Source organism: Mucilaginibacter tolerans, assembly GCF_030519375.1.
Taxonomy (GTDB): Bacteria; Bacteroidota; Bacteroidia; order Sphingobacteriales; family Sphingobacteriaceae; genus Mucilaginibacter.
Genome location: NZ_JAUMKB010000002.1, coordinates 216,874 through 237,369 on the forward strand (window position 1 = coordinate 216,874; position 20,496 = coordinate 237,369).

24 protein-coding genes are annotated in these 20,496 nt (G+C 40.4%); 10 read left to right on the plus strand and 14 right to left on the minus strand.

Annotated elements, in window-relative coordinates; genetic code table 11:
* Nucleotides 1-76: 76 nt before the first annotated feature.
* Complete coding sequence (locus Q3A68_RS03515) at nt 77-304, minus strand: hypothetical protein (RefSeq protein WP_302899660.1); 228 nt, start codon at nt 302-304, stop codon at nt 77-79.
* A 3-nt stretch (nt 305-307) separates the two neighbouring features.
* Complete coding sequence (locus tag Q3A68_RS03520; protein ID WP_302899662.1) at nt 308-961, minus strand: pentapeptide repeat-containing protein; 654 nt, start codon at nt 959-961, stop codon at nt 308-310.
* A gap of 92 nt (nt 962-1,053) precedes the next feature.
* On the opposite strand from Q3A68_RS03520, the gene Q3A68_RS03525 reads away from it, so the two are divergent.
* From Q3A68_RS03525 to Q3A68_RS03545, 5 genes are all read left to right on the plus strand, one after another.
* Nucleotides 1,054-1,989 (plus strand): ring-cleaving dioxygenase, encoded by a 936-nt coding sequence (locus Q3A68_RS03525; RefSeq protein WP_302899663.1) that lies wholly within the window; start codon nt 1,054-1,056, stop codon nt 1,987-1,989.
* Between the two features lies 1 nt (nt 1,990).
* A complete protein-coding gene (locus Q3A68_RS03530) occupies nt 1,991-2,617 on the plus strand; it encodes an alpha/beta hydrolase (protein ID WP_302899664.1) in 627 nt (208 codons plus the stop codon).
* 99 nt (nt 2,618-2,716) lie between these two features.
* Nucleotides 2,717-3,307 (plus strand): Crp/Fnr family transcriptional regulator, encoded by a 591-nt coding sequence (locus tag Q3A68_RS03535; RefSeq protein WP_302899665.1) that lies wholly within the window; start codon nt 2,717-2,719, stop codon nt 3,305-3,307.
* Nucleotides 3,308-3,377: 70 nt separating this feature from the next.
* Nucleotides 3,378-3,881 carry a DinB family protein gene (locus Q3A68_RS03540; RefSeq protein WP_302899666.1) on the plus strand — a complete coding sequence of 168 codons (504 nt, stop codon included), beginning with the start codon at nt 3,378-3,380 and terminating at the stop codon, nt 3,879-3,881.
* Nucleotides 3,882-3,924: 43 nt separating this feature from the next.
* Nucleotides 3,925-4,386 (plus strand): hypothetical protein, encoded by a 462-nt coding sequence (locus tag Q3A68_RS03545; protein WP_302899667.1) that lies wholly within the window; start codon nt 3,925-3,927, stop codon nt 4,384-4,386.
* Between the two features lies 1 nt (nt 4,387).
* Here the strand turns inward: Q3A68_RS03545 and Q3A68_RS03550 are convergent, their stop codons facing one another.
* On the minus strand, nt 4,388-4,612 hold the full coding sequence (locus tag Q3A68_RS03550) for a (4Fe-4S)-binding protein (RefSeq protein WP_302899668.1): 225 nt from the start codon (nt 4,610-4,612) through the stop codon (nt 4,388-4,390).
* A 41-nt stretch (nt 4,613-4,653) separates the two neighbouring features.
* On the opposite strand from Q3A68_RS03550, the gene Q3A68_RS03555 reads away from it, so the two are divergent.
* The 4 genes from Q3A68_RS03555 to Q3A68_RS03570 are packed head-to-tail and all read left to right on the plus strand — an operon-like array spanning nt 4,654 to nt 7,899.
* Nucleotides 4,654-5,742 carry an aromatic ring-hydroxylating oxygenase subunit alpha gene (locus tag Q3A68_RS03555; protein ID WP_302899669.1) on the plus strand — a complete coding sequence of 363 codons (1,089 nt, stop codon included), beginning with the start codon at nt 4,654-4,656 and terminating at the stop codon, nt 5,740-5,742.
* A gap of 3 nt (nt 5,743-5,745) precedes the next feature.
* Nucleotides 5,746-7,188, plus strand: a complete 1,443-nt coding sequence (locus Q3A68_RS03560; protein WP_302899670.1) for an APC family permease — start codon at nt 5,746-5,748, stop codon at nt 7,186-7,188.
* Nucleotides 7,189-7,202: 14 nt separating this feature from the next.
* Nucleotides 7,203-7,445 carry a molybdopterin converting factor subunit 1 gene (gene moaD / locus Q3A68_RS03565; RefSeq protein WP_302899671.1) on the plus strand — a complete coding sequence of 81 codons (243 nt, stop codon included), beginning with the start codon at nt 7,203-7,205 and terminating at the stop codon, nt 7,443-7,445.
* A gap of 34 nt (nt 7,446-7,479) precedes the next feature.
* The gene (locus Q3A68_RS03570; RefSeq protein ID WP_302899673.1) at nt 7,480-7,899 is read left to right on the plus strand and encodes a molybdenum cofactor biosynthesis protein MoaE; all 420 of its coding nucleotides are present in this window, start codon (nt 7,480-7,482) and stop codon (nt 7,897-7,899) included.
* 34 nt (nt 7,900-7,933) lie between these two features.
* Here the strand turns inward: Q3A68_RS03570 and Q3A68_RS03575 are convergent, their stop codons facing one another.
* The 11 genes from Q3A68_RS03575 to Q3A68_RS03625 all read right to left on the minus strand — a co-directional run bounded on the left by Q3A68_RS03575 (nt 7,934) and on the right by Q3A68_RS03625 (nt 19,954).
* Entirely contained in the window at nt 7,934-8,992 is a 1,059-nt protein-coding gene (locus Q3A68_RS03575; protein WP_302899674.1) for a HesA/MoeB/ThiF family protein, read from the minus strand.
* On the minus strand, nt 8,985-10,157 hold the full coding sequence (locus Q3A68_RS03580) for an NTP transferase domain-containing protein (RefSeq protein ID WP_302899675.1): 1,173 nt from the start codon (nt 10,155-10,157) through the stop codon (nt 8,985-8,987). Before Q3A68_RS03580 ends, Q3A68_RS03575 begins: the two co-directional genes overlap by 8 nt.
* Nucleotides 10,138-10,611 (minus strand): cyclic pyranopterin monophosphate synthase MoaC, encoded by a 474-nt coding sequence (moaC, locus tag Q3A68_RS03585; RefSeq protein WP_302899677.1) that lies wholly within the window; start codon nt 10,609-10,611, stop codon nt 10,138-10,140. Before moaC ends, Q3A68_RS03580 begins: the two co-directional genes overlap by 20 nt.
* Nucleotides 10,608-11,816, minus strand: a complete 1,209-nt coding sequence (locus Q3A68_RS03590; RefSeq protein WP_302899678.1) for a molybdopterin molybdotransferase MoeA — start codon at nt 11,814-11,816, stop codon at nt 10,608-10,610. Before Q3A68_RS03590 ends, moaC begins: the two co-directional genes overlap by 4 nt.
* Before the next feature lie 3 nt (nt 11,817-11,819).
* The gene (moaA, locus tag Q3A68_RS03595) at nt 11,820-12,809 is read right to left on the minus strand and encodes a GTP 3',8-cyclase MoaA (RefSeq protein ID WP_302899680.1); all 990 of its coding nucleotides are present in this window, start codon (nt 12,807-12,809) and stop codon (nt 11,820-11,822) included.
* Between the two features lie 136 nt (nt 12,810-12,945).
* Nucleotides 12,946-14,019, minus strand: coding sequence for an aldose epimerase family protein (locus tag Q3A68_RS03600; RefSeq protein WP_302899681.1), 1,074 nt, complete (start codon nt 14,017-14,019; stop codon nt 12,946-12,948).
* A 127-nt stretch (nt 14,020-14,146) separates the two neighbouring features.
* A complete protein-coding gene (locus Q3A68_RS03605) occupies nt 14,147-15,214 on the minus strand; it encodes a glycoside hydrolase 5 family protein (RefSeq protein WP_302899682.1) in 1,068 nt (355 codons plus the stop codon).
* 83 nt (nt 15,215-15,297) lie between these two features.
* Nucleotides 15,298-16,596, minus strand: a complete 1,299-nt coding sequence (locus tag Q3A68_RS03610) for a hypothetical protein (RefSeq protein ID WP_302899683.1) — start codon at nt 16,594-16,596, stop codon at nt 15,298-15,300.
* A gap of 54 nt (nt 16,597-16,650) precedes the next feature.
* Complete coding sequence (locus Q3A68_RS03615) at nt 16,651-17,520, minus strand: HAD-IIA family hydrolase (protein ID WP_302899684.1); 870 nt, start codon at nt 17,518-17,520, stop codon at nt 16,651-16,653.
* Between the two features lie 19 nt (nt 17,521-17,539).
* Nucleotides 17,540-18,595 carry a hypothetical protein gene (locus Q3A68_RS03620; protein ID WP_302899685.1) on the minus strand — a complete coding sequence of 352 codons (1,056 nt, stop codon included), beginning with the start codon at nt 18,593-18,595 and terminating at the stop codon, nt 17,540-17,542.
* Nucleotides 18,596-19,954, minus strand: coding sequence for a glutamine synthetase family protein (locus tag Q3A68_RS03625; RefSeq protein ID WP_302899686.1), 1,359 nt, complete (start codon nt 19,952-19,954; stop codon nt 18,596-18,598).
* A gap of 121 nt (nt 19,955-20,075) precedes the next feature.
* On the opposite strand from Q3A68_RS03625, the gene Q3A68_RS03630 reads away from it, so the two are divergent.
* Nucleotides 20,076-20,462, plus strand: a complete 387-nt coding sequence (locus tag Q3A68_RS03630; protein WP_302899687.1) for a gamma-glutamylcyclotransferase family protein — start codon at nt 20,076-20,078, stop codon at nt 20,460-20,462.
* Nucleotides 20,463-20,496 lie beyond the last annotated feature (34 nt).

Here is a 20,496-nt window from a genome sequence, read left to right on the forward strand (position 1 = left end):
AAAAGCCCTGGAAAATTCCGGGGCTTTTACTCGAATCTTTCGGACTTGCCAACTTTCTGCCTTTCCGGCTAGCTCATTAAAACTGGGTCAATTGCCAGCGCAGCTGATCGATCTGATCTCCGATAAGTTGAACATTTTCAGCAGTTAATTCAGCCTTGGAATACTCTTCCAATTGCCAGCCGCCACCTACTTTGCGTATATAACCGATAAACGAATGATCGAGGCTTATCTGGTAATAGTCTTTTTGCAGTTGTTTCACCTTTACCAGTTTATCACTACTAAAAGGTATAATGTGTTCGGTCATAGGTTAATCAATTACCAGGTTGTATTTAAGAAGTAAACCATTCAAAGCATCGGCACTAAATTTGGCTTTATTAATGGTATTATTTTCAGGGTCGATGTTAAAATTATAAGCCGAACGCAGATCAGCTCCTTTTAATATCGTCCGGTTAAAAATAGCGCGGTTCAGGTTACACTTCTGAAATACCGCATTGGTCAGATCAGCCTCGCTGAAATCAGCCTCTTCAAAAGAGCAGTCGTCGAAAGTTGTTCCTTTTAATTTCTTTTTATGCCATACTGTATAATCGAGCACACATTTTTTGAAGCTTACTTCAAGCGAAAAGCTGCTGCTTTCCCCGAAGTTGACACCTGTTATTTTGCAGTCTTTAAACTCGACTCCCTGTAAACCGGTCTGGGTTAATTTGATAAGCGACAGGTTACAAGTATCCATGACACAATTAATAAAGGTGAGGTGTGAAAGGTTGGCGTAGGAGAAATCGCAATTTACAAACTGGCAATCTTCAAAGGTACGCTCGGTGCCTTCAATATCAGCCGCCGTTATGTTTTTAAAAGTCGTACTCTCCTCAAATTTATGTTCCATTGTACCAGTAAATGCCGTTTCGGGGACGGCTCCGAAATTAAGAAAAGTATCGTGGTTATTGGTCGAATCAAAAAATATCATCGCATTTATTTCTTAACCTACATTAAGTGTGCAGGACTGAATTGTGGGGTAAATTTGTATAACAAAAACAAACAGGAGTAAAGCTTAATAAAATGAACAATAGAATTAAAGGCATACATCATATCACTGCAATTGCAGGAAATGCTAAAAAGAATTTTGATTTTTATACACGTGTCCTTGGTTTACGTATGGTAAAGAAAACTGTAAACTTTGATGATCCGCACACTTACCATTTTTATTATGGTGACAAAGTAGGAACTCCCGGTACTATTTTGACCTTCTTCCCATGGGAAGGCATACAAACTGGTCGCAGGGGAGCAAGACAGGTAACTGAGATTGGTTATTCTGTTCCGGAAGGTAGTTTGGGTTTCTGGGTAAAACGTTTGGATGAAAACAATGTGATTTATAACAAACCATCTGCAAAGTTTGGCGACGAATATGTTTCGTTTCTTGATCCTGACGGGTTAAAATTTGAACTGACTGTGCCAAAACGACCTGACACCCGGGAACCATGGACCATTGATGAAGTTGCCGCTGAAAACGCTACCCGTGGCTTTCATCACATCACTATAACCTCCAATAAGATGGATGCAACAGCTAAAATATTGACTGATGTGTTTGGATATAAATTATTGGAGCAGGAGGTAAATCGTTATCGTTTCGTGACTGATGCAGTAGAAAATGCAGCCATAGTTGACATCGTGGAGATTCCAGCTGAAATAGCCGGTCATGTTGCCGGCGGTTCAGTTCACCACGTGGCTTTCCGTGTGGAGAATGAAGAAGTATTGATGCAATACCGCGAAAAGATCGTGAATATGGGTTTGAATATTACTGAGAAGATCGATCGTAACTATTTCTATTCGCTTTATTTCCGTGAACCGGGCGGCGTATTGTTTGAAATTGCTACGGATAATCCAGGTTTTTCGGTTGATGAGCCGGTTGCTGAATTGGGCAATGGTTTAAAATTACCTGCGCAATATGAGGCCTACCGCAATGAAATCGAACAAAGTTTGCCAAAATTAGCCTGAAATGTACACGCATAGTAAACAGATTATTACAGCAGGTGTGCCTGTTAGCCAGGCTAAAAAGGCACTGATCATGATACACGGCAGGGGAGCATCCGCTAATAGCATATTATCATTAGCTGACCACCTCACCTTGCCTACCAATATGACGATCATCGCACCGCAGGCAAACAACAATACCTGGTACCCGTATGGTTTTATGGCCCCGGCTGCGAATAATGAACCGGCTCTAAGTTCAGCCCTATCTCTGATCAATGAGGTAGTAGAGGATCTGGTAAAGCAAGGTATCGGGAGAAACAACATCTACTTTTTGGGCTTTTCTCAGGGTGCATGTTTAACGCTGGAGTATGTGGCGCGTCACGGTCAGCAGTATGGAGGCGTGATGGCATTTACTGGCGGTTTGATAGGACAGGAACTGAAACTATCAAATTATTCAGGCGATTTTGCACAAACGCCGATATTGATGGCCACTGGAGATCCTGATCCGCATGTACCAGTGAGCAGAGTAGAGGAGACCGTTGCTCAACTCACAAAAATGAATGCTAATGTGCTGTTTAAAGTATATAAAGGTCGTCCGCATACTATTACGCAGGATGAACTGGATCTGGCTGAACAGCATGTGTTAAAATAAAAAAGTTGATTTTCCATTGAAACTTTATAGCGACGGGGCTAAAAAAAACCGTCGCTATTTTTTTGCTCATACTTTAAGCTTCATGGTTATCTTTAGCCCATGGAGGCAACAAACCTGATTCTAACTAATATTTCCGGATATATTCATCTGAATGAATCAGAGAAAGAGTTTTTCGTTTCGTTGCTGAAACCGATGAGACTGAAGCGCAAGCAAATGCTGTTGAAGACAGGAGATATATGCCGCTATTCATCATTTGTTATTCAGGGTTGTTTAAGAGGTTATTCTGTCGATGAAAACGGATATGAACATGTACTGAATTTTGCGCCTCGGAATTGGTGGATAGCCGATATGTACAGCCTTATTACACAAAAGCCCGGTATATTGAATATCGAAGCACTTGAGGACACGGAGATACTGACTTTATCAAAGATCCACCAGGAAGAATTGTATATCAAAGTTCCTGTCTTTGAACGTTTCTTTCGCATTATTACAGAAAACTCTTTGGTATCATACCAACAGCGACTGCTTGATAATCTGAGCCTCACTGCGCAAGAGCGTTACAATAACTTCTGCAAACGTTACCCTACGCTTATTACTACCTTGCCATCCAAACAAATAGCCTCCTACATTGGTGTAACGCCTGAGTTTTTTAGCAAGATGAAGCACAAGCTATTGTTAAAAAAATCATAACATAAAAGTTTACACAAGCATGTCTGTAATTAATACAGATATGATCCATATTTGATAAAAAACTAAGATTATGAGTACAAATATTATAGTTTCCGAGAAAGAGCTGTTTATCAAAATGGTCATGTCAAACTGGAATCTTCAAGTGAGCCGGATGAACGGCGTACTGGCCAAACTAAGCGATGAAGAACTATCAGCTCCAACAGCGCCTGAACGCAATACTGGCGTTTATTTATTAGGTCATTTAGCAGCTGTCAGTGATGGCATGTTTACCATTCTGGGCATTGGTAAAAGACTTAACCCGGCAATGGATGAATTATTTTTGCATAATCCTGAAGAGTCGGGTCTGGAAAAACCATCGATTGCCGAATTAAAAGAATACTGGAATAAAGTAAATGAATTACTTTCTGAAAAAATAAATCAGATAGCTCCAGAGGAGTGGTTTACACGTCATACAGCTGTTACAGAAGAGGATTTCGCAAAAGAACCTCACCGCAATAAACTGAATATTGTGATTAACCGAACCAATCACCTGAGTTACCATTTGGGGCAATTGGTTTACCTGTTAAAGAAATAATCGAAATAAGCTATTTTCTGTGTAAATTCGGGTGATACTTAATATGAAGAAAACATTACCCGGATTTTTTATTTTATTACTTGTCCTAATTTCATCCAGTTGCAGTAAGAAACTGTACACCCATAAGCAGGTGATGCAAAGCTTTCATACGAAGGATGATGTTTTTAAGCGGTTCGGCAATCCGGATATCAAAAGAATGGCGGATAGTACGGAAATATGGATCTATAATCATGACGTGAGCGGTAAAACCACACTGGCATTAGCCAAAAATCAACCAGTTAATGATACCACTCATACTTCAACAGCAATCCCCTCCAATATTTATGTCAATTTCATTTTCGATCGCACCGGCAACATCATAGGCTATAAAAGCAACGGCGTAGATTTAAGCTATACAAAAAAAATATCAGCCATTACTAATATTCTGAATGTGTTAGGGGCGGTTGCTATAGTAGCCGTCGTTATTGGTATTGATGCTTATAGCAACGGCGACTTTAGTTTTTAAATTATCTTTCGTTGTTTCTATAGTAAGATAAAGCACCAGAGGGACATTGGTTCACCTGGTTTGCAATTGTTTCTGCATCAGCACCGGTTATATTGATCCAGGGTTTCTGCTGTAGATTGAAAACAGCAGGAAGACCATTAACGCATCTGGCAGAATGGGCACATAGATGTGGCTGCCAAACCACCGTTATTTCACCATTGTCATATTTCTTGATATTGTCTTCCATAACCACTAAATTACAGCTTTAACCGATTAAGCCAAGCTGATATGCCCCGATTTTCTGTCGATCCTGATATTTCTGTGGCTAAAACCATTGATACCGATTTCTACACCAGTTCTGAAGTATTTGAACAATGCCGCGAAAAAATATTTGCAACATCGTGGCAGTTTATAGGCAATGAAGATATTGTAAAAGAAAATGGCGAGGTCTATCCGTTTACTTTGTTGCCGGATTATCTCGACGAGCCGCTTGTGCTTACAAAAGGCAAAGCAGGTGAGTTAAATCTTCTGTCCAATGTATGCACCCATCGCGGTAATATAGTAGCCGAAAAAGCATGTAAGCTAGCTAATTTGCGATGCCGTTATCACGGTCGTTTGTTTAACCTTGACGGGAAGTTTACTTCGATGCCCGAGTTTAGGGAAGTGAAAAACTTCCCGTCAAAAGATGATGATCTGCCAGGATTAAACCTGTTTAAATGGAGTAAATGGCTCTTTACTTCAGTTAACCCTGTTTACGACCACAAGTTGTTTTTTCGGGATATGATTGAGCGGGTTAGCTGGATGCCGCTGGACGATTTTAAGTTTTATCCGGAGCTATGCCGCACATTTAATGTTAAAGCCAATTGGGCGCTGTATTGTGAGAATTACCTGGAGGGTTTTCATATACCGTTTGTTCACGCGGGATTAAATGCAATAATCGATTTTGGCGAATATGCAACCGAATTATATTTCCCCTATTCCAGCCTGCAGTTAGGTTTGTCAAAAACAAACAAGGATTGCTTCGACCTGCCAACCGATTCGCCAGATTATGGCAAAAATGTAGCTGCCTATTATTTCTGGGTATTTCCTAATATGATGTTCAATTTTTACCCTTGGGGACTATCGGTTAATGTGGTCGAGCCGGTCTCGGTTGGAGAGTGCAGGGTAAGGTTCTTATCCTACGTATGGGACGAAACCAAACTAGACGCGGGAGCAGGGTCGGGTCTTGACAAAGTAGAACGGGAGGATGAAGAAATAGTAGAAAACGTACAACGCGGCATACGTTCCAGGTTTTATAAACATGGACGGTATTCGGTAACACGAGAGCAGGGTACACATCATTTCCATCGCATTTTGGCCGAATTCATCAATAAATAGCCCATGGCACAACTCGAGCGCAAATTAGGACTGTGGGTTTCCATTTCAATTGTGATAGGCTCCGTTATAGGGAGCAGCATTTTTATGAAACCCGCTACAATGGCCGCTCAGTTGAGTTCGCCGTCGCTACTATTACTGGTCTGGATAGTAGCAGGTATAGTCTCGCTATTTGGGGCGATGATCAACGCCGAAGTGGGTTGTATACTGCCAGAAACTGGGGGCCAGTATGTTTATTTCAAGCACATGTATGGCGATTTTTTTGCTTACCTGTATGGCTGGGCATGTTTTATAGTGATCAACACCGCATCTATATCAGGCATTGCATTCGTATTTGCTGATTATACAGGCTATTTTGTCAAGCTGCCTCATTTTTCTGCTGCAATTGAGCATTCTATTCCTATCGTTATCCCATTTATTGGCAAATTTTATTTACTGGAAAATATCGGCACCAAGGCAGTTGCTATTTTTTTGATCGTGTTATTTACGCTGATTAATATCAGAAGCTTGAAAGCAAGCGGCGGCGTACAGGTATTTCTTTCGGTATTAAAGGTCGTTGCTTTACTCTTTTTGATAGGAGCAATATTTTTTTCCAGTAAAGGGAATGCTCACAATCTGGTACAAACATCTGCAAGTTTTAATTACTCCGGTTGGAAAGTACTGACAGCTTTTATTGCCGCCACTACCGGCGCTCTTGCGGCTTATGATGGCTGGAACAACCTGGGATTTATATCCGGCGAGATAAGGAACCCGCAAAGAAATATTCCCCGGGGTCTGATTATGGGATTGGGAGTATGTGTCCTGATCTACGCCTTAACCAATGAGGCCTATCTATATATGCTGCCCGTAGATACCATGCAAAACTCGGCGCTGGTAGCCTCTGATGCGCTGTACAAAGTACTTGGCGTAGCGGGAGGAGGTTTTGTAGCTGTACTGGTGATTATTTCTACCGCGGGAAGCACTAATGGCAATATATTACCCTGCGCCCGCATTATTTACGCCATGGCCGAAGAAAAGCATTTTTTCCCATCAACAGGTAAAGCCAGTCCAAAATATCACACCCCTGTAAATGCGCTTTGGGTACAAGCTATCTGGGCCGTATTGCTTGTCTTTATGGGATCATTTGACATGCTAATGGATATGTTCGTGTTTATATCGTGGGTATATTATGGTTTTGCTGCGTACGGTATAGTGATTCTGCGTAAAAAGATGCCGAATGCTGAACGGCCATATAAACTGAAAGGATACCCTTATTTACCAGCCATTTTCATTCTTTTTACCACCTTATATGTGGTAGTCACGCTTTACAACGACATCAATAATTATTTAGAAGGCAAAAGCGCCATTATCAATTCTGTATTTGGAATTGCGTTAACTGCAATAGGAATCCCCTTATACTGGTATTTCAAAAAGAACGAGGCTACAAAAGATGTTATATTGCAGGATTGATTTAATTTTGCAGTATGAAAGTAAATGTGCTGGCATTTGGTATTGCAAAAGATATTTTTGGAGGCTCATCTGTTGAAGTAGAATTGCCAGAGCAAGGCACTACGCAAAATTTAAAACAATCCCTGGAAGAACGATATCCACGCCTGAAGCACCTGGTATCGTACATGGTGGCTGTGAACAATGAATACGCATCAGATGAGAGTTTATTGACCGAACGGGATGAAGTAGCTATTATTCCGCCGGTAAGCGGAGGGTGATCGTTGATTTTTAATGATTTTAAGATTTCGTTGATTGAATAACCAGATAAAAATATCAGACCAGCCGTTAAATATTCAATCCTGCATAGATTGGGTGATGACGCCGCAATCGGGTGGGATAAATATATTTATTGGTACTGTTCGTAATGCCACCAAAGGAAAAATTGTAATGCGATTGGAATTTGAAGCATACGAAGCTATGGCACTTAAAGAGATGCACAAAATTGCAGAAAAGGCATTCAGCAAATGGCCGGTTCAGAAATTATTAATTCATCACCGTATAGGCGTATTAAAAGTAGGTGAGGTGCCTGTTATTATTGGTGTCTCCTGTGCACATCGCGATGCTGCTTTTGAGGCTTGTCGTTATATAATTGATACATTGAAGGAAACCGTACCCATTTGGAAAAAGGAAATATTTGAGGATGGCGAAGTTTGGGTAGCAGCTCATCCGTGACTGCTGATTCATTTGATTAAATGATTTCGCAGATTCAGAGTATTTTTTCCCAGGCTTCCAATCCACCGTCAAGTGAAAGTACCCTAGCATCAGGGTATTTTTGTTTGATGCGCTTTACTGCGTCAGCACTTCTTTTTCCTGTTGCACAATAGAATACTTTTTCTTCAATTCCTGAAAAGTAGTCTATATGATCTTCCAGTTCCATTAGTGGAATATGTTTACCGCCTATATCATACTCATCTCTTTCGCGATCAGTACGTACATCAATCAATTCAAAACGATTTTCGTTAAGGCTTTTCTTCAGTTCCGCAGCGCTTATTAGTGGAACGTCCTTAGTTGGTGTTAACTGTTTGATCGTAACCTTACTTCGTGAACCAATTTTTATCATACGACTTTGTAAAGTCTGCGAATCTAGCATCAATATTTTTCCGGCTAATAATTCCCCCGTTTTAGTAATATATTTAATTACTTCGTTAGCTTGCATACAACCAATAATACCTGCCAGGCTAGGGATTACCCCGCCTTCAGCACAATTGGGCACTTGCGTAGCATCAACTTCGGGAAACAGGTCGCGGTAATTAGGAGAGTAGGTACCACCTGCATTCTTTACGTTCCAGACAGCCAATTGTCCTTCAAACTGATAAATAGCTCCGTAAACCAAAGGTTTCCCCAGGAGAACGGCAGCATCATTTAATAAATAACGGGTTTCAAAATTGTCTGTGCCATCTGCAATAATATCATATTGCTTTAAAATCCCCATCACGTTATCAGAGGTAATCTTTATTTGATGTGGGACAAGCTTTATCCCGGGATTTTGTTTTTGAAGACGTTCACAGGCAACGGCTGCTTTATTTTTTCCTACATCCTGCGGAGTATACAAAACTTGCCGATGCAAATTGCTTATTGATACCGTATCAAAATCAGCTATACCCAATGTGCCTACTCCCGAGGCGGCCAAATATTGCGCTGCCGGGCAACCTAAGCCACCTGCCCCCACAATCAATACTTTTGCCTGCTGCAAAAGCAGTTGTGCAGACGCACTGAAACCGGGCAGAGCGATCTGGCAACTATATCTTGTAAAATCTTCAAGCATCAGCACTCGCTATCTTTTGATGGATAGTCCTCTTCACTTTTTCAAGGTCATCGGGTGTATTTACGTTAGTCAGTGCATCAACATTGGGCGCTTGCAACACATGCACATCGTTATTGATCAACACCTTACGTGGACAAGAATAACCCTGGGATAAAAACGAAAGCAATACAGGATAGCTTTTGGGCTCCCAGATAGTAATCAATGGTTCCGGAAATTCATTGTCGGGGCTATTATAGGCCGTGGCAATAGCAGATATTTTACGCCTTTCGATCAGGAATTTAAAAGTCTCCGTCTCCAGTAATGGCATATCACAGGCGACTACAAGCCAGGCGCTGTCGGGCTGTTCCCTGAATGCTGAAAGGATCGCTCCATAAGGCCCTAAACCTGTAAAAGTATCCTCCAAAACCGGGTAAGCTGGATTGATTTGCTGTTTTTGATCAGCCCGGCAGGATATGAACACCTCTTTACATAGCGGTTTTAAGATATCAGCTACATGATAACGCTGCTCTTTACCAAACCAGCAAACTGCCCCTTTATCATATCCCATGCGTACACTCTTTCCGCCTGCAAGCACCAAACCATTTAGCGAAGGTTTTGAATATTGTATTTTGTTCTCGAAGAAGGCAATGATTTTATCCGATTCATCCAACCTGCATATGGGGATGTTTTGCCAGTTTGGAATTGACTCTTTAATGAAATCAAAAACGTCAATTGCATTTTCTGCCAGTAGAATCAATTCGACATTGATTAGTTGAGCCAGCCTTTTTTGCAATGAAGCAGCTTTAGTATGATAGACAATTACGACTTGCGACTTAGCCTGCTGATGGTTCCCATTTACCAACACCAGGTCGGCTTCAGAAAATTGCTGCCTTAAGCTAAATGGGGTAGAAGTGGTATTATAATTGAACTGCTGATAATTAATCTGATCAGTATATTCCAGCATAGCGCCGTTAGCAAGACGGCCCGGTGCAAGTGTCATCTCATCGTTGTGAGACGTATCCGCATAAGCACATTTATATTTAGAAGATAACGCACCGATAACCAGATCAGCCAAAGCCTTTATCACAACACACGGCGCTCCAACAATAGCCCATTCATTTCTTGCATAATTTCCGATAGCTGGTCTTACCAGGTCGGCATGCTTTTTATGTTCTTTTGAAGTCACGTTTACCTCCTGTTTTTTCCATCAGTTTGGTTTCTTTAATTACAATATCATGGCTTAAAGCCTTGCACATATCGTATATGGTCAGTGCTGCAATTGATACACCAACCAGGGCCTCCATTTCGACACCAGTTTTAGCTGTAATCGTTGCTGTACAATCAATCACCACTTCCCGCTGTTCATTCAGATGAATATTGATGTTGCAATTATCCAGCCCCAACGGATGGCATAATGGTATCAAATCTCCTGTTTTTTTAGCGGCCATTATTCCTGCTATAATCGCTATTTGAAATACCGATCCTTTTTTAGTTTGGATATCGCCATTGGTTAACTGCTCTAACACCGCCGCTGGCAATGAAACAATGCTTCTTGCAACAGCTGTACGAGGCGAAGTTTGTTTTTCACCAACATCAACCATATTGGGTTGCCCACGCTCGTCTAAATGTGAGAAAGTCATATAGTCAATTGTTTAAATGGCCAAATGTGAAATACCTCTCCCTGCTTAAATTCATCTCTTCCTTTAGGTAATTCAATAAAAGCATCTGTATCTGCTAAGTTAGCAAAATCACCCGAACCATTGCCTTCAATTGCCTCAGCTATTATTTGCCCTTTGTCGGAAAACTTCAACTTTACTTGCAGAAAATACTGCAAATCAGGTTTAAAAGTAAAATCCTGACCTAACACAGCATACATTTTTGGTTTTTCGCTAAGCTCCTGACAAGCATTTAACCAAGGCAAAAAATATCGATGCAGGCACATAAAGGTAGCGACAGGATTACCAGGAAAAGCAAATACCAATACGCCGTTATCATTCTTGCCAAACCAGAATGGTTTACCCGGACGCTGACTCACTTTATGAAAAATGGTTTGTACTCCAATGGCATCCAAGGCCTTAGGTATATGATCAAATTTACCCATACTGATACCACCAGTCATTAGTATTACATCATAATTGGCAATGCAGTAGTTTAGCTTTTCTTTTGTGACTTCAGGGTTATCCGGAATATGAAGAAGATCAGCTTCCAATCTATATTGATTTAACACCGCCCTAATGGTATAACTGTTTGATTTCCTGATTTGAATAGGCGAGGGCTGCTCATCAACGTTCACCAGTTCATCCCCGGATGAGATGACAACAACTCTTGGTAATTTTTTTACCAATAACTCAGTATCACCAACGGACGCTGCAACGCTGATCACTGCGGGAGTAATCAATTGTTTCTTTGCAGCAACAATGTCACCCTGTTTTTTATCGGCTCCTTTTAAATGCAAATTCTGACCTTTTTTGGCTCCAGTAGTTATCATAGTAACTATACCATCTTTAATATCGATATGCTCGTAGGGAATTACCGTATCTACCGAAGATGGTAAAGCGGCCCCGGTCATAATCTCAATGCATTCATCATGCTTGTCTATATCAGCAGGACTATCGCCAGCAGCCTGTATAGCTTTTATTTTGAACGATTTTATGTCTTTTTCAATGGCAGCATAGTTTATTGCTATACCATCCATGGTTACTCGGTTAAAAGGGGGGAGGTCGCGGTCGGCCTTGATGTCTCCAGCAAGTATGCGGCCTAAGGCATCTTCAAAGTAGACTGTTTCAGTACCAAAATCCTTTATTTCAGCCAGGATAAGTGCTTCAGCCTGTTCAACCGTTACCATGCTTTACCCTCCAATTGTTGCCATTGATTCGTGTGCAGGTAAGTTTTTACTTCTATTTTTTTCTGCTTCCCAACCGTCCTTTGGTCTGTTCGAAAAACCCTTTAATAAAGCGTTTTGCAGATCATTATCTGTTGCTCCGCCGCGTATCAGATCTTTTATATTCAATACACCGGCGTCATATAAACAGGTTTTTAATTCGCCTTGCGGCGTGATCCTTATCCGGTTGCAGGTACCGCAAAATGTGCGGGAATAAGCTGCGATAACGCCGATATCGCCTTTATGTCCAGGGATATGATAGTTATACGATGTGGAATAAAGAGAATCGGTTAATTTATTCATATCGGGGTACCTATGCCTGATTTCGTCCAAAATCCGCACATAATCCCATTGCAAACCAGTATAGATGTGTCCATCGCCATTAAATGGCATTTCCTCAATAAACCGAACACTTATGGGTAATTCTTTAGTTAGTTCAACTAAAGGAATAATATCCTGTGTATTTTTTCCATCCATCACAACGGCATTAATCTTAACCTCTATCTTGTGTTTCAACAGTTGTTCCAATGTTTCCATCACATTGGCAAATTCGTCCCGTTTTGTTATCGAAAAAAAACGATTTGCATCCAATGTATCCAAACTAAGATTGACAGATCTTATGCCGATTTTTTTTAATTCCGGTACGAGAGGGGCTGTTAACACCCCATTGGTGGTTATTGTCAGCTCATTTAATCCAGGCAAGACTGAAAGGGCCGTCAAAAATTGCATAATATCCTTCCGTACAAAGGGCTCACCACCGGTAATACGAATTTTTTCGATACCCATTCTCACCAGCAGAGCGCAGCTTCGTAGCATTTCCTCGTAAGTCATCAGTTCCTTGCGTGAAAGCCAGTTCAAGCCTTCCTCGGGCATACAGTAAAAGCAACGCAGGTTGCACCGGTCGGTTACAGCCAATCGAAGGTAATTGATTTTTCTGCCGTGATTATCTGTTAGCAATGTCTTTAATATAAGAAACTGTAAATTTAAGTATTTCAGCGCATCCGAATGTTTTTCAAATGTCGTTTTATTACACAAAAAATCCTGTTAAGGTTAGTTAACAGGATTTGCTTATCAGACGCAAGGTTTTGTGCCTCTACTTTGTTTTGAATTTATAGAGTGATTCTGTTTTATAAGTCTGACCAGGCTTCAATACTGTTGACGGGAACTGCGGCTGATTTGGTGAATCAGGATAATGTTGGGTTTCCATAGCAAAGGCAGAACGATAATAATCTTTATCACCATATTTCATCGTGTTTTTAGAGTGCATGAAGTTGCCGCTGTAGAATTGCATACCGGGCTCCTCTGTGTAAATTTCCATTACAATACCTGTCTTATCACCCTTTACAATAGCGATAGGGTCAGCCAGCGTATGTTTATCTAACACAAAGTTGTGATCATACCCTTTGCCATTTTTTAACTGCTCATTGGCGTCATTAATCCTTGCACCAATAGTCACAGGAGTAGTAAAATCAAACGGCGTCCCTTTTACTGGTTCAATTTTTCCGGTTGGGATAAGGGTAGAGTCAACAGGCGTATAGTTGTTTGCCTTTATCTGTACCAAATGATCTAAAATTGTTCCGCTACCTTCACCATTCAGGTTGAAATAAGCATGGTTAGTCAGATTAACCACAGTGACTTTATCAGTGGTTGCTTCGTAACTGCATTTGAAGCCATTATCGTCGGTTAACGAATAGGTAACTTTGACTTTTAAGTTTCCTGGGTATCCTTCCTCCATATCCTTTGAAAGATAAGTGAGCTCAAGGGTTTGGTCGTTGATCTTTTTAGCATCCCAAACTACGTCCTGATATCCTTTTTTACCTCCATGCAGCGAATTGGGAGCATTATTGGTAGCCAGGGTATATTGCTTACCTTCCAAAGTAAAATGCCCTTTGGCGATGCGGTTACCGTACCTGCCGATGGTTGCGCCATAGTAGCGTTCTGATGACTTCACGTAGTCATCCACATTACCCATACCTACCGAAACATCTATCATTTTGCCAGCACTATCCGGGACCAATAAAGCCACCAAACGACCACCGTAATTGGTTATCGCTGCCTCCATGCCATTTTTGTTTTTTAGCACGAATAAATGTGTTTGTTTACCATCAATAGTTTTTTCAAAGGCCGAATCAGCCGGTAGTTTGGTGTAGGTTATACTATCTTTCATATTTTTTGATGTGTCTGAATTGTTATTAGCGGATTGTTTGCAGGCTCCCATCAAAGCCACGCAACCAGATAAAAGGCCCAAAGATAAATTCCTTAGTTTCATATTTATATTATTTATAGTTGGTTTATTATTTGTTATTTAACTGCTTTATCAAATTGGTTTCCTCCTGTTTGTAAGGGGTGCCATCTTTTCTAAAAACATCATGAAACCATAATTTGGGTTCGTCACCGTTAGGCATGGGTGTGTCCCAGGCGTATATAGTGTTTGTTTTACCCGACACCAGCCCCCAATTGATAGCACCTATATTTTCCTTCTTCAACATAGGCATGGTATTCTCAAAAGTGCTTCCGCGCAAACGTGCCATATATTCGGTACAAATTACCGGCCGGCCAGTGGCTTTTAATATCTGTACAACACGCTGATGGTTTTCAGGCTCCTCGTAATCATGATAGGTGATCACATCTGAATGGGTTAATTGAAACTTATTGAGTTTCTCTAAATTCCAGTCCCACATTCCGGAGCTTACCGGTTGGTCAGGGTTTACAGTTTTGGCCCACGAAAATATTTTAGAAAGTAAATCCAGTGAGGCATTACCCTTGTTGCTATTACCGGGTTCATTATACAAATCCCATAAAAGGATACGCTTATCATGCTTAAATGTAATTAGTACATTGGTCACATATTTTTGAAGTAAAGGCAATTCACCGGCATTTTTTATCCTATTCCCCGGGTCTTGCAACCACCCTGAATTATGGATACCTGTCTTTGGTTCCGGCTGCTTACCAATCTTAGATTCAGCGTTCCAGCAATCATCCAGGAATACAAATATGGTTTGGATATGATGCTTATCAGCAATAGTTAAATATTGATTGACACGGTTGTTAAAACCTTTAGGATCCTGCTGCCAGGCCATACTATGTAAGAAAACACGCATGGCGTTAAATCCTATTCCTTCGGCGTAACCTAACTCCCGGTCAATAGTTTTTGGATCGAACGTATCGGCCTGCCACATTTCCAACTGGTTAATGGCAGTACTTGGCGTAAAATTGGCCCCATTTATCCATTTGTGTTTGGCATACCAGGCATTCGCTTTGGCCGCTGACCAGATGGGAGCGGGTTGCATTTTTTGCGCCCCAACAGACAATGTAAAAAGAATAAAGAATAAGATCAGGAAAAATTGATTTCTGGGCCTCATGATATTCAGGTGTGCAGGACTGGTTAATTCCTGAATGCTAAATTGATAAAAAATGTAATAATTACAATTAATTTTAATTCATTTTATCTTTCGATGCGTTGCTGATGCTCAGTTACCCAGTGAAATTTCTGTTTTAACAGCGGCAAACTATCCAGATTAAACCGCTTTAACCGTATTTGCAGTGAATCAGTATAATGTTTCCCGGAAAGAGATAACACGCTGTCTTTTAAATTATAAGATAATATATAACGATTTGTGGCATCATTTTCAGCGGTTAGCAGAATCGTTCTCCTTACTGTATCCGGTTTAATATCAAAATACCGCATATCATTATTCATCAGTACTATGCCAGCTTTTCCGGATATAGAGGAAATAACCAATTTCCTCCATCGGGTTGTATCTGAAGTTAAAGGCTTTAGCGTGTCTTTGTTAACAATGAAAGTTTCTGCGTTGTAAACTCCATAAAGTGGGGCTTTTTTGCCGATGTAGCCTAATTGTTTGGATTTACCTGATAGGGCATGCAGGTCAAAGAATATCACAAATACAATTAACCCGCATTTGAAAATATTAAATACGATGTTTTTGCCTCTCGTATTAAAGCGAAAAAAATCTGTTGTTTCAAGCGATGCTGCTTTGCCACGGAAAAAGAAATCTGTTAGACGCCTTATATCTCTTGCCAATAAAAACAGGCTCATGACCATCAGCATTGTGGATAATAGCTTTACATTATCATCAAAGTAGTAGTTAAAGGCCAGTACATTTGCCAATGCACCTATAGCAAGCAGGTTTCCAAGCGTATAAGTTCTTCTGAAAAAGAGCAAAATGCCAATGATATATTCAGCAATACCTATAAAATAATTAAACCCGGTGGAATATCCCATAAAATTCCAGGCCAACTCTCGTGGCATTGAATTCCCGTAAGTATGTAATAGCGTTATAGGCGTAAGTTCGGGAAACTGGAGGTGAATGATCTTAAGTGTAGCATAAGTAATCCATGTTATACCTAAATAATATCTGAGGACAATGATTAACGCTTCATTTATTTTACTGTAATTGGATGATTTTCTGTCTATTGTCCCCCAAATAACGGAAGCAATAGCAGCAATGCAAATAGTAAATAAAACTATCAGATAATTAGATACAGTGTCAGTGGCGGGGTGCCTGGCATTGGATAAAGTGCCCGGTATATTAAAAAAAAAGCTGCCAAACCAATTTACCAAATGATAATAAGGCCACCTGGTAAATTTCTGTACAACAGAAAAATATGGAACAATATCATTAGGGTTTATCAGGATAAAAAGCGATAAAAAGATAAATGAAAATCGAAATACCTGTTTTTTACCAGGCGACCATTCATTTACAGAAGAATTAGCTTCGGGCATTGATTGGTTAGATTGCTCGGAATAAATATAAAGAATACCCGGAATTACTTTACACTAAAAGTCGAGGCCGCTCAAATCAACGACCGCTGAATCGCAAATATAGGTAGGCATAATGCCCGCAGCTGTGATGCGTGTCTCATAGTCTTTTGCCAACGTATTGCCCGTTAGCACCAACACAGTATCCAGACCAAACTTATTTCCCCCCAGGATATCTGTATTTAAAGTATCACCAACCATTACGATCTCACTTTTGCTAATTTGACGGTATTCACGTATCAGATCGTAAGCAAACATAAACATTTGCGAATCAGGCTTACCAAAGCGAATAAATTGCTTACCGACAACACTTTCTATCATGGCTGCGATACCACCAATAGCAATCGACACGTTAGCAGCAGAAAGGGGATAAGCACGGTCAGTATTGGCTACAATAACAGGAATAGTCTTCTTCCTGATCAGATTGACAGTTTTATTCAGATCCTGGCACCAGTCGAAACCTTCATCATCTAGAAATATCAAGGCACTCACTTTATCCAGGTTGCTTTCGTTCACCTCACTCATGGGCAAAGTTTGCAAACCTGATCTTTCAATATAGTGCGCCGAATTTGGCGTGCCGAGATAGGCGACAATTCCATCGGGAACTTTCAGGTCAAGAAACTCTTTAGTTAACATTCCTGATGAAACAATACGGTCGGCAGTGATAGCCTTTAAGCCCATGCGATGGTAAGATTCAGCTAACTGCTGCGGACCGCGTGAAGCATCGTTAGTAACTATGTAGTATTCCTTGTTTTCCTTTTCGAGGTAAGTAAAGGTACTTTCAATTCCACTAACCAAACCTGAATAATTTTTAATAACTCCAAAAGCGTCAAAAAAGATAATCTTATACTTATCTACTATCGATTTAAAGTTATCTACTTTCTTCATTTATAATTGGTTAGTTTGTTTATACTAAAGTTTTACTTTCTTCAAGATTAAGGGCTTGTATAATGTGCTCTGCGTCAAAATCACGATCAACTGATGGCAGATAAATATCAAAAGCCTCAGCCTGAAGTTTTTTTGCGTATTGCTCGTTAAAGAAGTATTTACCATCTTTTATTACATAATTCAGGATAAAGAAACGGTAGGCTTCTTTCAAAAACCGGATTTCATTAGCTGTCAATGGATTAACTTTATGATATTCCTTCAGGAATATAACAAAACGATCTTCCATTAAAGTATTGATGCCATAGCTGAATACGGTTCTATCTCCGAGATTAGAAACTACACGACTAAAGAAGTAGAAGTCAAGTACACGGTAGCTCATCCTAAACCAATCATAGTCCCAGCGGGAGTAAAGCTCCAAATCTTTGGTGACAGAGAAATTACCGATGTTCCAGTCAATAAATACCGGAATGATCTCAAATGAGCTCATATTGTATTTCGAACGGTTTTTAAGAAACAATTCGCAATGATATTTCAGAAAATCCACCTGCATGGCAGAGCCAAATCGCTTTTCATTCTTTTCCAATTGCTGCTGAAGGGCATAAATATCCGTGCGAAGTGTTTTCGAAGATTTTGGCAACACATTCTTGGCACGTGAGCAAGCTTTATGAAACTTGCCGATCTGTTGCCCTAATTTGCGAATATGCTGCTCATCTAAGCGTCGTGGCATGCGTTCAGCAATACGGGTGGGGTTATAAAACACCACCCAGGCATCCTCTTTTCCCTGTTTATGGCGATAAATATAAACCCGGTTGTTCTTTAAAAGCGATTTAGATAGTACGTTTTCAAAAGGGTAAAGCAGGTTATTGGACAAGCTATGTATGATCCTGTGATCTTCTTTAAAAAGTTCGAATTTTCCAAAATGTGAAAGCTTGGCAATAATAATATCATCATCCTGAAAGGTTATCTTAAACACATGATTGGTTGAAACCATGGCGCTGATATCCTCAATATCACGTATCGTTTTAGAAGCATCATAGCCTTCCCAGGCTCTTTTTAGTATAAAATGGTAGTTCATTTAAATTATCTCAAAATATCTCTTCAATTCCCAGTCGGTCACACTTTTTGCAAATTGTTTGCATTCCCATAGGCGGGTTGTAACAAAATGATTTACAAAGCCTTCGCCAAACAACTCGCGGGCGATCTTTGAATCTTTCATCATATTTGCAGCATCGAGCAGATTAGATGGTATAACTCCATTTTTAGTATCATGATAGCCATTTCCTGCTGTGGCTGGAATATCCAACGACAGTTTATTCTTCACACCATATAATCCCGACGCTAATGCAGCTGCCATAGCCAGGTAAGGATTTGTATCAGAACCTGGAATGCGTGTTTCTAACCTGGTATAAGCAGGAGAGGTGTTGATTACGCGGAAAGCTGTAGTCCTGTTTTCAACCGCCCAGGTAATGGTAGTTGGCGCCCATGCACCTTCAACCAAACGTTTATAACTGTTTATGGTAGGCGCATACATTGGTAAAATATGTGGCAAACAATACAACTGGCCGGCAAGGTAATGCTTATGCAGATCACTCATTTTATTGGCATCGTCCGCTTTATAAAATAGATTTTCGGTTTTATCCTTATTCCACAAACTCTGGTGTACATGTCCGCCACAACCTGGTAAATTCTCGTTCCATTTTGCCATAAAGGTTGCCATGATACCATGCCGATAGGCAATTTCTTTGATGGCTGTTTTTAGCAATACGGCTCTGTCGGCAGCTTCTATTACATGATCGTGTAATATCGCTGCTTCGTACACTCCCGGACCTGTTTCGGTATGCAAACCTTCTAACGGGATGCCGAACTGCATCAACAGATTAAACAGGTCATAATAGAAATCACTATTTTCTGATGTACGGAGTAAGGAGTAACCAAACATTCCCGGTGTTAAGGTTTCCAGATTGGTAAAGCTTTTCTCCTGCAGTGATTGTGGCGTTTCCCTGAAATTGAACCATTCAAACTCCTGCGCAAATTCAGGGTAAAAACCTAGTGATTCGCAATCCTTGGTGATTCGTTTTAGTAAACTCCTTGGACAAGCGGGCAAATCATTTCCATCTGCTTTGCTAAAATCAGCCAGGAAAAAAGGAATATTATCTTGCCACGGAATTGTACGAAAAGTTGACAGGTCAATGCGGCAAATCTGATCCGGATATCCTGTATGCCAACCGGTCAGTTCTATATTGTTATTACAAACGTCGCTGCTATCCCAGCCAAAAACAACGTCACAAAAACCATAGCCCTTTTGCAACCCGTCGGCAAATTTTTTATGGTGGATCACTTTTCCGCGCAACACGCCATCGATATCAGCAAAAGCGAACTTAATTTTATCAATATTTTTTTCCTTTAACCAGGTTATAATTTGTTGTTCATCCATGAGTAGTGATACGAAAAAAACGTTGGCAAGTTAGGTATAAAATTAGTGAATTAGTGATTGAGTGAATTAGTGAAAGGTTAATTAAGCGATATTTTATTTAGGAGTATTAACTTTGATCATCATGAAAAGTGCACTGTTATTTGTATATGGCACATTGTTAAATCATAACAATGAATTTGCGGTTTACCTGAAGGAGCATAGTCATTTCTATGCAAATGGTAAGGTTAGAGGAAAGCTTTATGATATTGGCGAATATCCGGGTGCAATATTAGACAAGAGCGATGAATACATCTATGGCGTCATTTTGCAAATCGATGATCCCGAGGTGGTATTTTCTGAAATAGATAACTATGAAGGTTATGGCGATGAGCAACCAGAGCCTAATGAGTTTATCAGGGTATCAGCGGATGTTGAAACAGCATCAGAAATTGTTCCTTGTTACACCTATGTTTACAATCTACCAATCGATAGTTTGGAAAAGATTGAAGGTGGCAGATATGTTAAATAAAAAGCCCCGCAGAAACACAGATCTGCAGGGCTCA

Bases quoted from the DNA above. Each gene is read 5' to 3' on its own strand.
- Q3A68_RS03515 (WP_302899660.1), bottom strand. From the start codon at position 304: ATGACCGAACACATTATACCTTTTAGTAGTGATAAACTGGTAAAGGTG.
- Q3A68_RS03520 (WP_302899662.1), bottom strand. From the start codon at position 961: ATGATATTTTTTGATTCGACCAATAACCACGATACTTTTCTTAATTTC.
- Q3A68_RS03525 (WP_302899663.1), top strand. From the start codon at position 1,054: ATGAACAATAGAATTAAAGGCATACATCATATCACTGCAATTGCAGGA.
- Q3A68_RS03530 (WP_302899664.1), top strand. From the start codon at position 1,991: ATGTACACGCATAGTAAACAGATTATTACAGCAGGTGTGCCTGTTAGC.
- Q3A68_RS03535 (WP_302899665.1), top strand. From the start codon at position 2,717: ATGGAGGCAACAAACCTGATTCTAACTAATATTTCCGGATATATTCAT.
- Q3A68_RS03540 (WP_302899666.1), top strand. From the start codon at position 3,378: ATGAGTACAAATATTATAGTTTCCGAGAAAGAGCTGTTTATCAAAATG.
- Q3A68_RS03545 (WP_302899667.1), top strand. From the start codon at position 3,925: ATGAAGAAAACATTACCCGGATTTTTTATTTTATTACTTGTCCTAATT.
- Q3A68_RS03550 (WP_302899668.1), bottom strand. From the start codon at position 4,612: ATGGAAGACAATATCAAGAAATATGACAATGGTGAAATAACGGTGGTT.
- Q3A68_RS03555 (WP_302899669.1), top strand. From the start codon at position 4,654: ATGCCCCGATTTTCTGTCGATCCTGATATTTCTGTGGCTAAAACCATT.
- Q3A68_RS03560 (WP_302899670.1), top strand. From the start codon at position 5,746: ATGGCACAACTCGAGCGCAAATTAGGACTGTGGGTTTCCATTTCAATT.
- moaD (WP_302899671.1), top strand. From the start codon at position 7,203: ATGAAAGTAAATGTGCTGGCATTTGGTATTGCAAAAGATATTTTTGGA.
- Q3A68_RS03575 (WP_302899674.1), bottom strand. From the start codon at position 8,992: ATGCTTGAAGATTTTACAAGATATAGTTGCCAGATCGCTCTGCCCGGT.
- moaC (WP_302899677.1), bottom strand. From the start codon at position 10,611: ATGACTTTCTCACATTTAGACGAGCGTGGGCAACCCAATATGGTTGAT.
- Q3A68_RS03590 (WP_302899678.1), bottom strand. From the start codon at position 11,816: ATGGTAACGGTTGAACAGGCTGAAGCACTTATCCTGGCTGAAATAAAG.
- Q3A68_RS03600 (WP_302899681.1), bottom strand. From the start codon at position 14,019: ATGAAAGATAGTATAACCTACACCAAACTACCGGCTGATTCGGCCTTT.
- Q3A68_RS03605 (WP_302899682.1), bottom strand. From the start codon at position 15,214: ATGAGGCCCAGAAATCAATTTTTCCTGATCTTATTCTTTATTCTTTTT.
- Q3A68_RS03610 (WP_302899683.1), bottom strand. From the start codon at position 16,596: ATGCCCGAAGCTAATTCTTCTGTAAATGAATGGTCGCCTGGTAAAAAA.
- Q3A68_RS03615 (WP_302899684.1), bottom strand. From the start codon at position 17,520: ATGAAGAAAGTAGATAACTTTAAATCGATAGTAGATAAGTATAAGATT.
- Q3A68_RS03620 (WP_302899685.1), bottom strand. From the start codon at position 18,595: ATGAACTACCATTTTATACTAAAAAGAGCCTGGGAAGGCTATGATGCT.
- Q3A68_RS03625 (WP_302899686.1), bottom strand. From the start codon at position 19,954: ATGGATGAACAACAAATTATAACCTGGTTAAAGGAAAAAAATATTGAT.
- Q3A68_RS03630 (WP_302899687.1), top strand. From the start codon at position 20,076: ATGAAAAGTGCACTGTTATTTGTATATGGCACATTGTTAAATCATAAC.